General features: G+C 70.4%; 13 protein-coding genes and 1 tRNA gene. 3 read left to right on the top strand and 11 right to left on the bottom strand.

Going from position 1 to position 15250, the window contains the following annotated elements:
• Nucleotides 1–154: 154 nt before the first annotated feature.
• A complete protein-coding gene (locus tag ACZ5ID_RS21655) occupies nucleotides 155–595 on the bottom strand; it encodes a GNAT family N-acetyltransferase (protein WP_468900294.1) in 441 nt (146 codons plus the stop codon).
• Between the two features lie 229 nt (nucleotides 596–824).
• Between ACZ5ID_RS21655 and ACZ5ID_RS21650 the strand changes: the two genes are divergently transcribed.
• Nucleotides 825–1604, top strand: a complete 780-nt coding sequence (locus ACZ5ID_RS21650) for a response regulator transcription factor (protein ID WP_358835920.1) — start codon at nucleotides 825–827, stop codon at nucleotides 1602–1604.
• On the opposite strand, the gene ACZ5ID_RS21645 is transcribed toward ACZ5ID_RS21650, so the two are convergent.
• Nucleotides 1563–2060: a MarR family winged helix-turn-helix transcriptional regulator gene (locus tag ACZ5ID_RS21645; RefSeq protein ID WP_067159986.1), complete on the bottom strand. Its 498-nt coding sequence runs from the start codon at nucleotides 2058–2060 to the stop codon at nucleotides 1563–1565. The genes ACZ5ID_RS21650 and ACZ5ID_RS21645 overlap by 42 nt on opposite strands.
• A gap of 131 nt (nucleotides 2061–2191) precedes the next feature.
• Between ACZ5ID_RS21645 and ACZ5ID_RS21640 the strand changes: the two genes are divergently transcribed.
• Nucleotides 2192–3193, top strand: a complete 1002-nt coding sequence (locus ACZ5ID_RS21640) for a methyltransferase domain-containing protein (protein ID WP_468900289.1) — start codon at nucleotides 2192–2194, stop codon at nucleotides 3191–3193.
• A gap of 96 nt (nucleotides 3194–3289) precedes the next feature.
• Here the strand turns inward: ACZ5ID_RS21640 and ACZ5ID_RS21635 are convergent, their stop codons facing one another.
• From ACZ5ID_RS21635 to ACZ5ID_RS21625, 3 genes are all read right to left on the bottom strand, one after another.
• On the bottom strand, nucleotides 3290–4981 hold the full coding sequence (locus tag ACZ5ID_RS21635; RefSeq protein ID WP_468900286.1) for an FG-GAP repeat domain-containing protein: 1692 nt from the start codon (nucleotides 4979–4981) through the stop codon (nucleotides 3290–3292).
• Nucleotides 4982–5282: 301 nt separating this feature from the next.
• Nucleotides 5283–5981 (bottom strand): TetR family transcriptional regulator, encoded by a 699-nt coding sequence (locus ACZ5ID_RS21630; RefSeq protein WP_468900561.1) that lies wholly within the window; start codon nucleotides 5979–5981, stop codon nucleotides 5283–5285.
• Nucleotides 5981–7009, bottom strand: a complete 1029-nt coding sequence (locus ACZ5ID_RS21625) for an acyl-CoA desaturase (RefSeq protein ID WP_468900283.1) — start codon at nucleotides 7007–7009, stop codon at nucleotides 5981–5983. The genes ACZ5ID_RS21630 and ACZ5ID_RS21625 overlap by 1 nt, the downstream gene beginning before the upstream one ends.
• Before the next feature lie 229 nt (nucleotides 7010–7238).
• Between ACZ5ID_RS21625 and ppc the strand changes: the two genes are divergently transcribed.
• Nucleotides 7239–9968: a phosphoenolpyruvate carboxylase gene (gene ppc, locus ACZ5ID_RS21620; RefSeq protein WP_468900280.1), complete on the top strand. Its 2730-nt coding sequence runs from the start codon at nucleotides 7239–7241 to the stop codon at nucleotides 9966–9968.
• Between the two features lie 67 nt (nucleotides 9969–10035).
• On the opposite strand, the gene pth is transcribed toward ppc, so the two are convergent.
• From pth to ACZ5ID_RS21590, 6 genes are all read right to left on the bottom strand, one after another.
• Nucleotides 10036–10629 (bottom strand): aminoacyl-tRNA hydrolase, encoded by a 594-nt coding sequence (gene pth, locus ACZ5ID_RS21615; RefSeq protein WP_468900277.1) that lies wholly within the window; start codon nucleotides 10627–10629, stop codon nucleotides 10036–10038.
• A gap of 87 nt (nucleotides 10630–10716) precedes the next feature.
• Nucleotides 10717–11304 (bottom strand): 50S ribosomal protein L25/general stress protein Ctc, encoded by a 588-nt coding sequence (locus tag ACZ5ID_RS21610; RefSeq protein ID WP_358836490.1) that lies wholly within the window; start codon nucleotides 11302–11304, stop codon nucleotides 10717–10719.
• 203 nt (nucleotides 11305–11507) lie between these two features.
• Nucleotides 11508–12482 (bottom strand): ribose-phosphate diphosphokinase, encoded by a 975-nt coding sequence (locus ACZ5ID_RS21605; RefSeq protein ID WP_358836491.1) that lies wholly within the window; start codon nucleotides 12480–12482, stop codon nucleotides 11508–11510.
• 117 nt (nucleotides 12483–12599) lie between these two features.
• A complete protein-coding gene (glmU, locus tag ACZ5ID_RS21600; RefSeq protein WP_468900272.1) occupies nucleotides 12600–14087 on the bottom strand; it encodes a bifunctional UDP-N-acetylglucosamine diphosphorylase/glucosamine-1-phosphate N-acetyltransferase GlmU in 1488 nt (495 codons plus the stop codon).
• Between the two features lie 129 nt (nucleotides 14088–14216).
• Nucleotides 14217–14287 (bottom strand) — tRNA-Gln (locus ACZ5ID_RS21595).
• Nucleotides 14288–14298: 11 nt separating this feature from the next.
• The gene (locus tag ACZ5ID_RS21590; RefSeq protein ID WP_468900269.1) at nucleotides 14299–15183 is read right to left on the bottom strand and encodes a hypothetical protein; all 885 of its coding nucleotides are present in this window, start codon (nucleotides 15181–15183) and stop codon (nucleotides 14299–14301) included.
• Between the last annotated feature and the right edge of the window lie 67 nt (nucleotides 15184–15250).

The following is a 15250-nucleotide window of genomic DNA, read 5'->3' as shown; positions in this document are numbered from 1 at the left end:
AGTCGTTTGGTGAGGATGTACTCGGTGACGCCCGGCGGATAGTCGGGCACCTCGCCGACCACCTCGTACCCCCGCCTGCGGTAGAACCCCGGCGCCTGACTGTGTTCGTCGGTGCCCTCCGGGCACGGGCCCACGTCGGCGGGCGCGGCCCGGGTCACAGTCGTTTGGTGAGGATGTACTCGGTGACGCCCGGCGGATAGTCGGGCACCTCGCCGACCACCTCGTACCCCCGCCTGCGGTAGAACCCCGGCGCCTGGAAGTCCCACGTCTCCACGCGCGCGTGGGCGCAGGAGTGGTCGGTGCGGGCCGACTCCTCGGCTCGGGTGAGCAGTTCGGCCCCGAGGCCCGTGCCCCGGTGGACGGGGTCCACCCACAGCAGGTCCACCAGGAGCCAGCTCGCCCAGACGCGCCCGGTGAGGCCGCCCGCCAGACCGCCGCGGCCGTCCAGTGCCCAGACGTGCAGCGGGCGTTCCTTCTCGCCCGGGGTGCCGCGCAGGGCGCGCAGCGCCGAAGAGCGTTCCGTATTGGTGTCCTTGAGCCGCCGGCCCAGCAGAATGCGTCGCGCCTTGTCCACTTCCGTCTCAAAACGAAACATGGGCCACACCCTAAACAACCCGGTCAATCAGTTCTGCAAATTGCCTTCCGCTCCCGGCCCACGGCCCTACTCTGAAGCACAGCACCGGTGGGGGCCGGTGTTGATCAGGGGGCGAGGCAGTCGGGTACGACGCCCGGGGTGGGGTATCGGTCGGTCCACGGCGGCGGTCGTGCGGCTGCGCTCTTATTTCCCATCCGGGCGCCGTGCCGACCGGTCCGTTCCCCGACGCATGGGGGTGTCTGTGGTTCGTATCCGGGTTCTGGTGGTGGATGACCACCGAATCTTCGCGGAGTCGCTGGCCGCCGCGCTGGCGGCCGAGCCCGACGTCGACGTCGCGGCGGCCGGCAGCGGTCCGGCCGCGCTGCGCTGTCTGGAGCGGGGGGCCTCCGAGGGCCGCCGCTTCGACGTGATGCTCGTCGACGCCGACCTCGGCGCGCTCGCCGGGGCGCCGGTCGCCCGGGCCGTGCCCGACGGCGGGGGCGCCGACGGCCTGGTCGACGGCATCTCGCTGGTCGCCGGGGTCCGCTCGGGCCAGCCCGCCGTGCGTACGGTGGTGCTCGCCGAGAAGGACGACCCGCGCCGCGCCGCGCTCGCCCTCCAGGCGGGGGCGTCCGGCTGGGTGGCCAAGGACTGCTCGCTGCAGCGACTGCTCGCGGTGATCAGAGGAGTGCTGCGGGACGAGACACATCTGCCGCCCGCGCTGCTCACCGGCGTCCTGCGCGAGCTCACGGCCGCCCGCAAGCACCGCACCGAGAGCGAGCGCCTGGTGGAGTCGCTGACCCCGCGCGAGCGCGAGGTGCTGCGGTGCATGGTCGCGGGGCTGGGCCGCAAGGCCGTCGCCGAGCGCCTCTTCCTCTCCCCGCACACGGTCCGTACGCATATGCAGAACGTGCTGGGCAAGCTCGGGGTGCACTCCACGCTCGCCGCCGTCGCCCTGGCGCGCCGGGCCGGGGTCGGCCCCGCCGACCTAGCCGGGGATGTTGTCGAACGGGGCGGTCAACTGGCGTAGCAGCGCCGCGAGTTCCCCCCGCTGGGTGCGCGACAGCTGGGCCAGGATCGCCCGCTCCTGCTCCAGTAGTCCGGCCAGCGCCTGGTCGGCGCGGTCGCGGCCCTCGGGGGTCAGGCGCACCAGCACCCCGCGCCGGTCGCTGGGGTCCGGGAGCCGCTCGACCAGGCCCTTCTTGGCGAGCCGGTCGATCCTGTTGGTCATGGTGCCCGAGGTGACCAGTGTCTGGGTCAGCAGCTGCCCGGGAGAGAGCTGGTAGGGAGCGCCCGCGCGCCGCAGCGACGTCAGGACGTCGAACTCCCAGGGCTCCAGCTGGTGCTCGGAGAAGGCGAGTCTGCGCGCCCGGTCGAGGTGGCGCGCCAGCCTGCTGACGCGGCTGAGCACCTCCAGGGGCTCCACGTCGAGGTCCGGGCGCTCGCGGCGCCATGCTGAGACCAGTCGGTCGACCTCGTCCTCCATGTCGATCAGTGTAGAGGGTCTGTCGACATGAAGTCTCTTGACGTCAAGATATATAACGCGCCACCATGGGGAATGGAGGGCCCGGGACCCTGTTCCGTTTCGGCCAGCCGTACCTGCAAGGGGGCTCGAACATGCACTCCGATTTCGTTCCGGAGTCCGTAGAGGCGCAACCAGGCAATTCCACCGGTGCGCTTTCCCGGATCTCCGCCTCGCTGCCCGCTCCCATCTGGGATCCGCAGCAGTACCTGCACCATTCCAGCCACCGCACCCGACCTTTCCTCGACCTGCTCACCAGGATTCCGGCGCTGCCGGGCTCCGCCGGCACGGCCGCCGCCGACACGGCCGTCGCCGGCGGGCCCGGCACCCCGCGCGTGGGCGCCCAGCGCACCCCGGGCCTGCACCCGGGCCCCGGAACCCGCCCGCCCGTGCGGATCGCGGACCTCGGCTGCGGCCCGGGCAACGTCACCGCACTGCTCACCGACCGCTGGCCGGACGCCCGCGTCACCGGCTTCGACCTCTCGCCCGAGATGCTCGCCCAGGCCGACAAGGACCACGCGGGCACCACCCCGGGCGGCGGCTGGCTGGACTTCCGCCCGGCCGACCTCGCCCACTGGACCCCCGAGGAGCCGTACGACCTGATCGTCTCCAACGCGGCCCTCCAGTGGGTCCCCAACCACCCGGAGTCCTTCGCCCGCTGGATCGAGGGCCTCACCCCCGGCGGCACCCTCGCCCTCCAGGTCCCCGGCAACTTCACCTCGCCCAGCCACGCCCTGCTCGGCGAGCTCTGCGAGTCGCCGCGCTGGCGCGGGCGGCTGGGCGAGCACGGCCGCCGCTACGTCCACATCCTCAGCCCCGCCGAGTACCTGCTGCGCCTGACCGACCTGGGCTGCGAGGCGGACGTGTGGGAGACGACGTACTCCCAGCTGCTGCCCGGCGAGGACCCGGTCCTGGACTGGGTCAAGGGCACCGCCCTGCGCCCGGCCCTGACCGCCCTCGCCGACGACGAGGAGGCCACCGAGGCCTTCCTCGCCGAATACCGTGACCTGCTGCGCCGCGCCTACCCGCCGGGTCCGCACGGCACGGTCTTCCCCTTCCGCCGCATCTTCGCGGTGGCCCGCAGGAAGGACCGCTGACGCCCGCCGCCGCGCGGCTCCCCGAGCCGTCGTAGCGGCCCGCAAACGCCGGTTCCCCGCGCCCCCTCGGGGACGCGGGGAACCGGCGCGCGACTCCTAGTACAGGTCGTTGTAGGTGTTCCAGCCGTCGCCCAGCTTCACCCGGGACTTGAAGCCGCCGTAGCCGTTGGAGTCGTAACGGAACGCCTCACCGCGGGAGTTGGTGGCGATCAGGTCCGCCCGGCCGTCGCCGTTGAGGTCGCCGGGGGCCGCGATGGTGCGGAACTGCTGCCAGCCGGGGCCGACGTAGACGCGCGACCGGAACGGGGCCGAGGAGGACCCGGTGCCCGCGTAGAGGTACAGCTTGCCGTCGCCGGTGCGCGCGACGATGTCGGTCAGGCCGTCCCCGGTGAGGTCGCCAGCGCCGACGATCCGGTCGTACCCGTTCCAGCCGCCGCCGATCTTGAGGCGGGAGGCGAACCCGGTCCCCTCGCCGTTGCCGCGCTGGAGCCACAGGGTGCCCGAGCCGTCACGGCTGAGCAGGTCGCCCTTGCCGTCGTTGTTGAGGTCGCCGGGGCCCACGACCAGGTTGTAGCCGCCCCAGCCGCCGCTGATGTAGTTGCTGTCGGCGTACAGGTTGTTCTGGTAGACCTCGAACAGCTCGGGGTCGTTGTCGGCGTCCAGGGAGGACGCGTAGCCCATGTGCGAACCGAGCCAGCCGCCGTCGTCGCTCACCTTCTGACGGGCGCTCAGCGTGCCGTTGTTGCGGGCGTAGTAGTAGTACAGCGTCCCCTTGGCGTCCCGGCCCATCAGGTCGCTCTTGCCGTAGGTGGTGTTGCCGCCCTGCGAGGCGAACACGGACGAGGCGTACCAGCCGTCGCCGCCCGGGATCCGGTCCGTGAAGTTGCCCTTGCCGTCGGCGAGGTAGAGGTTGAACGTGCCGCCGGGGGTGCGCGCGGCGATGTCGGCGAGGCCGTCGCTGTTGGTGTCGTCCAGGGGCACGATCTGGTTGTACGCGTCCCAGCCGCCGCCGACGCGGACGCGCGTCCTCAGCGGGTCGGCGGCGTCGCCGGTGCCCGCGTAGAAGTACAGGTCGCCGCCGGGCGTGCGCGCCACGACGTCCCCGAGGCCGTCACCGTTCATGTCGTTGGCGCCGACCAGCTGGTCGTAGGCCTGCCAGCCACCGCCGACCCGGACCTTGGAGGCGAACGGGTCGCCGGTGGCGCTGCCGTTGCCCAGGTACAGGTACAGGTCGCCCGACGGCGTGCGGGCCATCAGGTCGTACTTGCCGTCGCCGTTGACATCACCGGGGGCGAAGAGCTTGTTGTAGGCGTTCCAGCCCTGGCCGGTCCAGGTGGCGTACGACGTGCCGCCGGTGCCCGCGCCCGCGTACAGCGACAGGGTCCCCGTGGGGGAGACGGTCAGCAGCTCGGGGGAGCCGTCGCCGTCAAGGTCGCCGGGGGCGATCAGGTCCTTGTACGCGCCGAAGTAGTTGGCGAACTCCAGGCCCTGCTTGCGCGTCTCCAGGTAGGTCTTGCCGTTGATCGCGCGGTAGAGGATGTCGCCCGAGCCGTCCTTGTCGACGTCCAGCCGGGGCTTGAGCGGGGTGGCCGCGGCGGCGCCGGACCGCTTGGAGTGCTGCGGCAGCGTCAGCGACGGCTGCGCGGCGAGGCGGGGCACGGCCGGCTTCACGGCCGTGTGCGGCGCCCTCGGCGCCTCGTCGGCCGAGGCGGTGCCGGAAAGGAGCATGCCGGCCGAGAGCGCCAGGGCGGTGCAGGCCGCGAGGCGGCCGGGGCGCGAGATGCGCACAGAAGACAAAATTCCCCCCAGGGAATATGCGGGTGGAACCGGGAGGAATTCATCGCGGATCACGCGAAAAGCGGAGCACGCGGGAACAGCCCTCGCGGGGCCCCTACGCGGCGCGTCGACGAGACGTCGAGGCGCGCATGGCCGCTCACGAGAGAATGCCCAAATCCCCCCCGGGAATGTGCGTGAAGCCTACAGCCGATACGCATGTGGTTGAAGTGGAAAATGGGCCACGAGAGAACTCGCGACCCATTCGAGATCTTTACGATCCGCCACCACCGCCGGGCTTGCGCCCGGCCTCCGCTCAGCTCCTGCGGTGCCCTATCAGCCGCGGTTTCTGCTCCAGCCCGTCCAGGCCGTGCCAGGCCAGGTTCACCAGGTGCGCGGCGACCTCGGCCTTCTTCGGCTTGCGCTCGTCCAGCCACCACTGCCCGGTCAGCGCGACCATCCCGACCAGCGCCTGCGCGTACAGCGGGGCCAGCTTCGGGTCGAAGCCGCGGGCCTTGAACTCCAGGCCGAGAATGTCCTCGACCTGGGTCGCGATGTCGGAGATCAGCGAGGCGAAGGTGCCCGTCGACTGCGCCACGGGCGAGTCCCGCACCAGGATGCGGAACCCGTCCGTGTACTTCTCGATGTAGTCGAGCAGCGCGAACGCGGCCTGCTCCAGGAGCTCGCGCGGATGTCCCGCCGTCAGCGCGCCCGTCACCCCCTCCAGGAGCGAGCGCATCTCGCGGTCGACCACCACCGCGTACAGCCCCTCCTTGCCGCCGAAGTGCTCGTACACCACCGGCTTGGAGACGCCGGCCTTCGCCGCGATCTCCTCCACGGAGGTGCCCTCGAAGCCCTTCTCGGCGAAGAGCGTGCGGCCGATGTCCAGCAACTGCTCCCGGCGCTCGGCACCCGTCATCCGGGTACGACGGGTCCGCCGGGGTCGTTCGGTGCCCGCCGAGCCTTTACTGCTGGTCGTGCGGGTGGTGCTGGAGTCGGTCGCCACGTCCTCCATCATGCCGCCTCTGCGGCCTTGTCCTTACGGGCGCTCTCCTCGTGGGCCTTCTCCATCCGCCGGGACGGGGCGCCGGGCTCGCTGCGCTTGGCGTCGAGCCGGTCCTCGGTGGGCCAGCGCACGTCGTACGCCCAGCCCAGCTGCTCGCACCAGCGGATGATCCGCGCGCTGGAGTCGATCTGGCCGCGCATCACACCGTGCCGGGCCGAGGTCGGGTCGGCATGGTGCAGGTTGTGCCAGGACTCGCCGCACGACAGGACCGCCAGCCACCACACGTTCCCGGAGCGGTCACGGGACTTGAACGGGCGCTTGCCCACCGCGTGGCAGATGGAGTTGATCGACCAGGTCACATGGTGCAGCAGCGCGACCCGCACCAGCGAGCCCCAGAAGAAGGCGGTGAACGCGCCCCACCACGACATCGTCACCAGACCGCCCACGATCGGCGGAATGGCCAGGGAGAGGATCGTCCAGTAGACGAAGTCGCGCGAGATCCGGCGGATCGCCGGGTCCTTGAGCAGATCCGGCGCGTACTTCTCCTGCGAGGTCTGCTCCTCGTTGAACATCCACGCGATGTGGGCCCACCACAGGCCCTTCATCAGCGCGGGCAGCGTCTCGCCGAACCGCCACGGAGAGTGCGGGTCGCCCTCCGCGTCGGAGAACTTGTGGTGCTTGCGGTGGTCGGCCACCCAGCGCACCAGCGGCCCCTCGACCGCCATGGAACCGGCCACCGCGAGGGCGATCCGCAGCGGGCGCTTGGCCTTGAAGGAGCCGTGCGTGAAGTACCGGTGGAAGCCGATCGTGACACCGTGGCAGCCCAGGTAGTACATGAACACCATCAGGCCGAGGTCGAGCCAGCTGACGCCCCAGCCCCAGGCCAGCGGCACCGCGGCGAGCAGCGCCACGAACGGCACGACGATGAAGAGCAGCAGCGCGATCTGTTCGACGGACCGTTTGCTCTCGCCTCCGCGCGTCGCGGAGGAACCCGGCGGCTCGGTGGCCGGATCGATGAGGTCGGGGCTTGTGGTCATATGGGGATCCCCCCGTGGGGTGAGTGAAGAGACGAGAGGCCCTGGCTACGGATCCGTAACCTACGGCGACGTAAGTATGGCAGTGCCCCGCCGCCGTACAAGAGGGCACAAGAGGGCCGTGGACCGCGTCGCACGTATGGACACCTATCCTGGGTCTCGTCGGACAGCGCGGTCCGCAAGCCTCCAGTACCCCTCCAGACGTGCTCAAACACTGCAAGGAGCCGCACCTGTGAGCAGTGCCGACCAGACCCACGCCGCCAGCCCCGAGCTTCGCGCCGACATCCGCCGACTGGGTGATCTCCTCGGCGAGGCGCTCGTCCGCCAGGAAGGACCCGAGCTCCTGGAGCTCGTCGAGCGCGTGCGCGCCCTCACCCGTACGGACGGCGAGGCCGCCGCCGAGCTGCTCGGCGGCACCGAGGTGGAGACCGCCGCCAAGCTCGTCCGCGCCTTCTCCACCTACTTCCACCTCGCCAACGTCACCGAGCAGGTGCACCGGGGCCGTGAGCTGCGCGCCCACCGGGCCGCCGAGGGCGGGCTGCTCGCCCGCACCGCCGACATGCTCAAGGATGCCGACCCCGAGCACCTGCGCGAGACCGTCCGGAACCTGAACGTGCGCCCGGTCTTCACCGCGCACCCCACCGAGGCGGCCCGCCGCTCCGTCCTCAACAAGCTGCGCCGTATCGCCGCCCTCCTGGAGACCCCGGTCACCGAGGCCGACCGGCGCCGCGTCGACCTCCGGCTCGCCGAGAACATCGACCTCATCTGGCAGACCGACGAGCTGCGCGTGGTGCGCCCCGAGCCCGCCGACGAGGCCCGCAACGCCATCTACTACCTGGACGAGCTGCACGCCGGCGCGGTCGGCGACGTCCTGGAGGACCTGGCGGCCGAGCTCGGCCGGGTCGGTGTGGAGCTGCCCGCCGGCACCCGCCCGCTCACCTTCGGCACCTGGATCGGCGGCGACCGCGACGGCAACCCCAACGTGACCCCCCAGGTCACCTGGGACGTGCTGATCCTCCAGCACGAGCACGGCATCAACGACGCGCTCGAAGTGATCGACTACCTGCGCGGACTGCTCTCCAACTCGATCCGGTACGCGGGCGCCACCGACGAGCTCCTCGCCTCCCTCCAGGCCGACCTGGAGACGCTCCCCGAGATCAGCCCCCGCTACAAGCGGCTCAACGCCGAGGAGCCCTACCGGCTCAAGGCGACCTGCGTACGCCAGAAGCTCGTCAACACCAAGGAGCGGCTCGCCAAGGGCACCCCGCACCGGCCCGGCCGCGACTACCTGGGCACCTCCGAGCTCCTGGCGGACCTCACCCTCATCCAGACGTCCCTGCGGGCCCACCGCGGCGAGCTCTTCGCGGACGGCCGGATGGACCGCACCATCCGCACCCTCGCCGCCTTCGGCCTCCAGCTCGCCACCATGGACGTCCGCGAGCACGCCGACGCCCACCACCACGCGCTCGGCCAGCTCTTCGACCGCCTCGGCGAGGAGTCCTGGCGGTACGCGGACATGCCGCGCGAGTACCGCCAGAAGCTGCTCGCCAAGGAGCTCCGCTCCCGGCGCCCGCTGGCCCCCACGCCCGCGCCGCTGGACGAGGCCGGGCAGAAGACCCTCGGCGTCTTCGGCACGATCAAGGAGGCCTTCGAGCGGTTCGGCCCCGAGGTCATCGAGTCGTACATCATCTCGATGTGCCAGGGCGCCGACGACGTCTTCGCCGCCGCCGTCCTCGCCCGCGAGGCCGGACTCGTCGATCTGCACGCCGGCTGGGCGAAGATCGGCATCGTGCCGCTCCTGGAGACCACCGACGAGCTGCGCGCCGCCGACGTCATCCTCGACGAGATGCTGGCCGACCCCTCCTACCGGCGGCTCGTCTCGCTCCGCGGCGACGTCCAGGAGGTCATGCTCGGCTACTCCGACTCCTCCAAGTTCGGCGGCATCACCACCTCGCAGTGGGAGATCCACCGCGCCCAGCGCCGACTGCGCGACGTGGCCCACCGCTACGGCGTACGGCTGCGGCTCTTCCACGGCCGCGGCGGCACCGTCGGCCGCGGCGGCGGCCCCTCGCACGACGCGATCCTCGCGCAGCCCTGGGGCACCCTGGAGGGCGAGATCAAGGTGACCGAGCAGGGCGAGGTCATCTCCGACAAGTACCTCATCCCCTCGCTCGCCCGCGAGAACCTGGAGCTGACGGTCGCGGCCACCCTCCAGGCCTCCGCGCTGCACACCGCCCCGCGCCAGTCCGACGAGGCGCTGGCCCGCTGGGACGCGGCGATGGACACCGTCTCCGACGCCGCCCACGCGGCCTACCGCAAGCTGGTCGAGGACCCCGACCTGCCCGCGTACTTCTTCGCCTCCACCCCCGTCGACCAGCTCGCCGAGCTCCACCTGGGCTCGCGCCCCTCGCGCCGCCCGGACTCCGGCGCGGGCCTGGACGGGCTGCGGGCGATCCCGTGGGTGTTCGGCTGGACCCAGTCACGGCAGATCGTCCCCGGCTGGTTCGGTGTGGGCTCGGGTCTCCGGGCACTGCGCGAAGCCGGTCTGGACACCGTCCTGGACGAGATGCACGAGCAGTGGCACTTCTTCCGGAACTTCATCTCCAACGTGGAGATGACGCTCGCCAAGACCGATCTGCGGATCGCCCGCCACTACGTGGACACCCTGGTGCCCGACGAGCTCAAGCACGTCTTCGCCGACATCGAGGCCGAGCACGCCCTCACCGTCAGCGAGGTCCTGCGGATCACCGGCGGCGACGAACTGCTCGGCTCGCACCCCGTGCTCCAGCAGACCTTCGCCATCCGCGACGCCTACCTGGACCCGATCTCCTACCTCCAGGTGTCCCTGCTGGCGCGCCAGCGCGCCGAGGCCGAGCGCGGCGAGAGCCCCGACCCGCTGCTCGCGCGGGCGCTGCTGCTCACCGTCAACGGTGTGGCGGCGGGCCTGCGCAACACCGGCTGACCCGGCCACGCGAACACGGCGAAGCCCCGGCGGCCCGACGGCAGCCGGGGCTTCGCCCTTGCGCGGGTCAGGAGTTGTACGTCGACTGCGCCCGCTCAAGACCCTCGATGACCAGCGCCTCGACGGCGTCGGCCGCGCGGTCCACGAAGTAGTCGAGCTCCTTGCGCTCGGTCGAGGAGAAGTCCTTCAGGACGAAGTCCGCGACCTGCATCCGGCCCGGCGGACGGCCGATGCCGAAGCGCACCCGGTGGTAGTCCGGGCCGAAGGACTTGGTCATCGACTTCAGACCGTTGTGGCCATTGTCGCCGCCGCCGAACTTCAGCCGCAGCACCCCGTAGTCGATGTCCAGCTCGTCGTGGACGGCGACGATGTTCCCGACCGGCACCTTGTAGAAGTCGCGCAGCTGGGTGACGGGACCGCCGGAGAGGTTCATGTACGACAGCGGCTTGGCCAGGACCACCCGGCGGTTGAGGGGGCCGGCCGGGCCGATCCGGCCCTCGACGACCTGGGCGCGCGCCTTGTGCGCCTTGAACTTGCCGCCGATACGGGAGGCGAGCAGGTCGGCCACCATGAAGCCGACGTTGTGCCGGTTCCCCGCGTACTCGGGACCTGGGTTGCCCAGGCCCACGACCAGCCAGGGCGCGTTCGCATCCGTGGTCATCTGCGCTGCGTCTCTCATCCGTGCCGACAGGAAAAACGGGGTGGCGGGCCGCAGTGGCCCGCCACCCCGTCAGGCAGAGCGTACGGCTCAGGCCTCGGCGGACTCGCCCTCGGCCGACTCCGCGGCCGGCTCCTCGGCCTGCGCCGACAGGATCTGCACGACGACGGCCTCGGGGTCGGTGGCCAGCGTGGTGCCCTTGGGCAGCGGGACGTCCTTGGCGAGGATGGAGGCGCCGGCCTCCAGGCCCTCGATGGAGACGGTGACGGAGGTCGGGATGTGGGTCGCCTCGGTCTCGACGGAGAGCGTGTTCAGCACGTTCTCGACGAGGAAGCTGCCCGGGGCCAGGTCGCCCTCGGTCTCGACCGCGACCTCGACCGTGACCTTCTCGCCGCGGCGGACGAGCAGCAGGTCGACGTGGACCAGGTAGCCCTTGATGGCGTCACGCTGGACGGCCTTCGGGATCGCCAGCTCGTTCTTGCCGTCGATGTCCAGGGAGAGCAGGACGTTGGGGGTACGCAGGGCGAGCAGCAGCTCGTGGCCCGGCAGGGTGACGTGGACCGGCTCGGTGCCGTGGCCGTAGACGACCGCGGGAACCTTGTTGGCGCGACGGATGCTGCGGGCGGCGCCCTTGCCGAACTCGGAACGGACCTCGGCGGCGAGCTTGATCTCGGACATGTGCACTCCTCGTATAAGCAGGTGGAAAAAGGTGGCGGTTACCCGGCCACGACTGGCCTGCTACGAAGAGCGCGTCGATAACGGACCGCCGTACCGGAAAACAGGTACGGCCTCCCTCGCCGAGCAACTCGATGAGTCTACCCGGCCGGGAGGCCGCACCCAAAAGGATCTTCTGTGACCCCGGTGACCTGTGGCTTCGGTGCCTACTGCTCCTCGAAGAGGCTGGTGACCGAACCGTCCTCGAAGACCTCGCGGACCGCGCGGGCGATCGACGGGGCGATGGAGAGGACGGTGACCTTGTCCAGCTCCAGGTCGGCCGGGTCGGGCAGCGTGTTCGTGAAGACGAACTCGCTGACCTTGGAGTTCTTCAGACGGTCGGCGGCCGGTCCCGACAGGATGCCGTGCGTGGCCGTCACGATGACGTCCTCCGCGCCGTGCGCGAACAGGGCGTCCGCGGCGGCGCAGATCGTGCCACCGGTGTCGATCATGTCGTCGACCAGGACGCAGACGCGGCCCTCGACGTCACCCACGACCTCGTGGACGGTCACCTGGTTGGCGACGTCCTTGTCGCGGCGCTTGTGCACGATCGCCAGCGGCGCGTCCAGACGGTCGCACCAGCGGTCGGCGACGCGCACCCGGCCGGCGTCCGGCGAGACGATCGTCAGCTTGGAACGGTCCACCTTGGCGCCCACGTAGTCCGCGAGGACCGGCAGCGCGGTGAGATGGTCGACCGGACCGTCGAAGAAGCCCTGGATCTGGTCGGTGTGCAGATCGACCGTGAGGATCCGGTCGGCACCCGCCGTCTTCAGGAGGTCCGCGATCAGCCGCGCGGAGATCGGCTCGCGGCCCTTGTGCTTCTTGTCCTGGCGGGCGTACCCGTAGGACGGCACGATCACGGTGATGGAGCGGGCCGACGCGCGCTTCAGCGCGTCGATCATGATCAGCTGCTCCATGATCCACTTGTTGATCGGAGCCGTGTGGCTCTGGATCAGGAAGCAGTCCGCGCCACGCGCCGACTCCTGGAAGCGGACGTAGATCTCACCGTTGGCGAAGTCGAAGGCCTTCGTCGGCACGAGGCCGACACCCAGCTGGTGCGCGACCTCCTCGGCCAGCTCGGGGTGGGCGCGGCCGGAGAAGAGCATCAGCTTCTTCTCGCCGGTCGTCTTGATCCCGGTCACAGCACTGTCTCCTCAGAGGTGTTTTCTGCTGCTGAGCCCGCGCGGTCCCTTGGCGACGAGCCAGCCGAATCGTGTGCGCCTATCACGGTACGCCGTGACAGGCGCAGATGTTTCCGGTCAGTTTTCGCCAACGGCCTCTTCGGAAGCGGCGGCAGCCGCCTGCGCGGCGGCGCTGCCCGGCCGCTTGCGGGCCACCCAGCCCTCGATATTCCGCTGCTGGCCACGGGCCACGGCCAGCGAACCCGCGGGCACGTCCTTGGTGATGACCGACCCCGCCGCCGTGTAGGCACCGTCCCCCACTGTGACAGGAGCAACAAACATGTTGTCCGAACCCGTCTTGCAGTGCGAACCGATCGTGGTGTGGTGCTTGGCCTCGCCGTCGTAGTTCACGAACACACTGGCCGCGCCGATGTTCGAGTACTCACCGATCGTCGCGTCACCCACATACGACAGATGCGGCACCTTGGTGCCCTCACCGATCGTCGCGTTCTTCGTCTCGACGTACGTACCGATCTTCGCCTTCACCCCGAGACGGGTACCCGGCCGCAGATACGCGTACGGACCCACCGACGCGCCCTCACCGATCTCCGAGTCGTACGCCACCGTGTTGTCCACCCGCGCGCCCGCACCGACCGTGGTGCCGGTCAGCCGCGAGTTCGGACCCACCTCGGCCCCACGGCCCAGATGCGTGGCACCGAGCAGCTGCGTGCCCGGGTGGACGAGCGCGTCCTGCTCGAAGGTGACCGTCACGTCGACGAACGTGGTGGCCGGGTCCACGACCGTGACACCCGCCAGCATCGCCCGCTCCAGCAGACGGTCGTTCAGCAGCCGACGCGCCTCCGCGAGCTGCACCCGGTTGTTGATCCCCAGGATCTCCCGGTGGTCCCCGCCGACCGACGCGCCCACCCGGTGCCCGGCCTCACGCAGAATCCCGAGGACGTCGGTGAGGTACTCCTCGCCCTGGCTGTTGTCCGTACGGACCTTGCCCAGCGCGTCCGCGAGCAGCGCGCCGTCGAACGCGAACACCCCGGAGTTGATCTCCCGGATCGCCCGCTGCTCCTCGGTCGCGTCCTTGTGCTCGACGATCGCGGTGACGGTGCCGGTGGCGGCGTCGCGCACGATCCGGCCGTAGCCGGTCGAGTCGGGGACCTCGGCGGTCAGCACGGTGACGGCGTTGCCGTCCTTCTCGTGCGTACGCGTCAGGGCGGCCAGGGTGTCGCCGGTCAGCAGGGGCGTGTCGCCGCAGACCACGACGACGGTGCCCTCGATGGACTGGCCGAGCTCCTCCAGCGCCATCCGGACCGCGTGACCGGTGCCGTTCTGCTCGTGCTGGACGGCGGTGCGCACCGAGGCGTCGATCGCGCCGAGGTGGGCGACGACCTGCTCGCGCGCGTGGCCGACGACCACGACGAGGTGCTCGGGGTCGAGCTCGCGGGCGGCGGCCACGACGTGACCGACGAGCGAGCGCCCGCAGATCTCGTGCAGGACCTTGGGGGTGGCCGACTTCATACGGGTGCCCTCACCCGCGGCGAGCACGACGACGGCCGCCGGTGGGGTATCCCCAGTTCGAGCCGAGCCGAGAACTTGGGGAAGAGTGGCGCTCACGGGAATGCCCTTCGGCTTTGTGTGGTGGACATCCGCAGGATACCGGGGGGGCGGGGGGCGGAAATCCGGGTGGGGCGGGGGGAAATGCGCCGGGTCCTGACTGGGACAGTCAGGACCCGGACCCGGAGGCTCCCAGGGAAGGAATCGAACCCTCATTCAATGGACCAAAACCATTTGTCCTGCCATTAGACGACCTGGGATGGCCTGCACCCTATGTCCGATTCTTGTGCTCGGTCGCAGATGCAGCCCCTACTATGCCGTACCACCAGCCTTCGATGCGACGGTAGAGATCCGCGCTCTGGCGGACCTGGATCACGAGACAGCCTCGGTAACCCTCGCCGGTGTTCTTGCGGTTGGTCTTCGGGTTGTGCTTCTTGAGCGTGGTCTTGCCGAAAGCGGTGGCGTCCATGCCGACAAGATCGGCCCAGAACCGCTCGGCGGCGGGGATGTCGGCGGTCGAGTGGATGTGGACGTAGAACCGCAGCCGATCAGGCGCCACGCCCAGAAGGCGCAGCCAGGCGAGAAAGACCTCGATCATGCGAGGGTCGCTGTTGATGAACGTGACCCGCTCCCGCGGGAGGTGCGGCTTTGATTTGCTCCCCTCCGACCAGTAGAGGCCGACGCCCAGGAGGAACAGCTCGCGATCGGTCATCGACCCGATCTCGTCCGCGGCCTCCTGCTTGGTCTTTCGGCGCTCGGTCTCGCGCCGCTGAAGTGTCGCCTCCCAGCCGCGCCTGGCGATGGCCGAAGCCTCCTCGGGGGTGCGCCTGCGTTGCGGCCTGGGCAGATCCCGCACCCACAGCGAGACGGAGCTCTTCGCACACCCCAGCTCGACCTGGATCTGGTCGTACGTCATGCCCCGGAGCCGGAGTTCTCTCGCGCGCTCACGCAGGTCGTCCTTGGCGTTGGGGCGCTTCGTCCACTCAGGTGGTGGCTGGCCCTCCAGCAGGCGGTTCAGGAGGTCGTTGTTGTCGACGAGCAGGCGGTCGCGGATCTGGCGGCGGCTGAGCCCTTCCCGGCGCAGAGCGAGCGCCTGCTCGCGCAGTCCCTCGAAGTCGGCGTACTTGCCGGGTGTGCCGTGCGTGGTCGGTGTCATACGGACACGCTCGTCCGGAATGCGGACGTCCGCTCGAAGATCCGCTCGGTTCATCAGATCGATGGAT

Source organism: Streptomyces sp. NPDC031670 (assembly GCF_055580545.1).
The sequence above is the reverse complement of the archived record's forward strand: the minus strand, read 5'-3'. Positions and strand labels throughout refer to the sequence as shown.

Bases quoted from the DNA above. Each gene is read 5' to 3' on its own strand.
- ACZ5ID_RS21655 (WP_468900294.1), bottom strand. From the start codon at position 595: ATGTTTCGTTTTGAGACGGAAGTGGACAAGGCGCGACGCATTCTGCTG.
- ACZ5ID_RS21645 (WP_067159986.1), bottom strand. From the start codon at position 2,060: ATGGAGGACGAGGTCGACCGACTGGTCTCAGCATGGCGCCGCGAGCGC.
- ACZ5ID_RS21625 (WP_468900283.1), bottom strand. From the start codon at position 7,009: ATGACCACAAGCCCCGACCTCATCGATCCGGCCACCGAGCCGCCGGGT.
- ACZ5ID_RS21650 (WP_358835920.1), top strand. From the start codon at position 825: ATGGGGGTGTCTGTGGTTCGTATCCGGGTTCTGGTGGTGGATGACCAC.
- ACZ5ID_RS21610 (WP_358836490.1), bottom strand. From the start codon at position 11,304: ATGTCCGAGATCAAGCTCGCCGCCGAGGTCCGTTCCGAGTTCGGCAAG.
- pth (WP_468900277.1), bottom strand. From the start codon at position 10,629: ATGACCACGGATGCGAACGCGCCCTGGCTGGTCGTGGGCCTGGGCAAC.
- ACZ5ID_RS21630 (WP_468900561.1), bottom strand. From the start codon at position 5,981: ATGGAGGACGTGGCGACCGACTCCAGCACCACCCGCACGACCAGCAGT.
- ACZ5ID_RS21640 (WP_468900289.1), top strand. From the start codon at position 2,192: ATGCACTCCGATTTCGTTCCGGAGTCCGTAGAGGCGCAACCAGGCAAT.
- ACZ5ID_RS21590 (WP_468900269.1), bottom strand. From the start codon at position 15,183: ATGACACCGACCACGCACGGCACACCCGGCAAGTACGCCGACTTCGAG.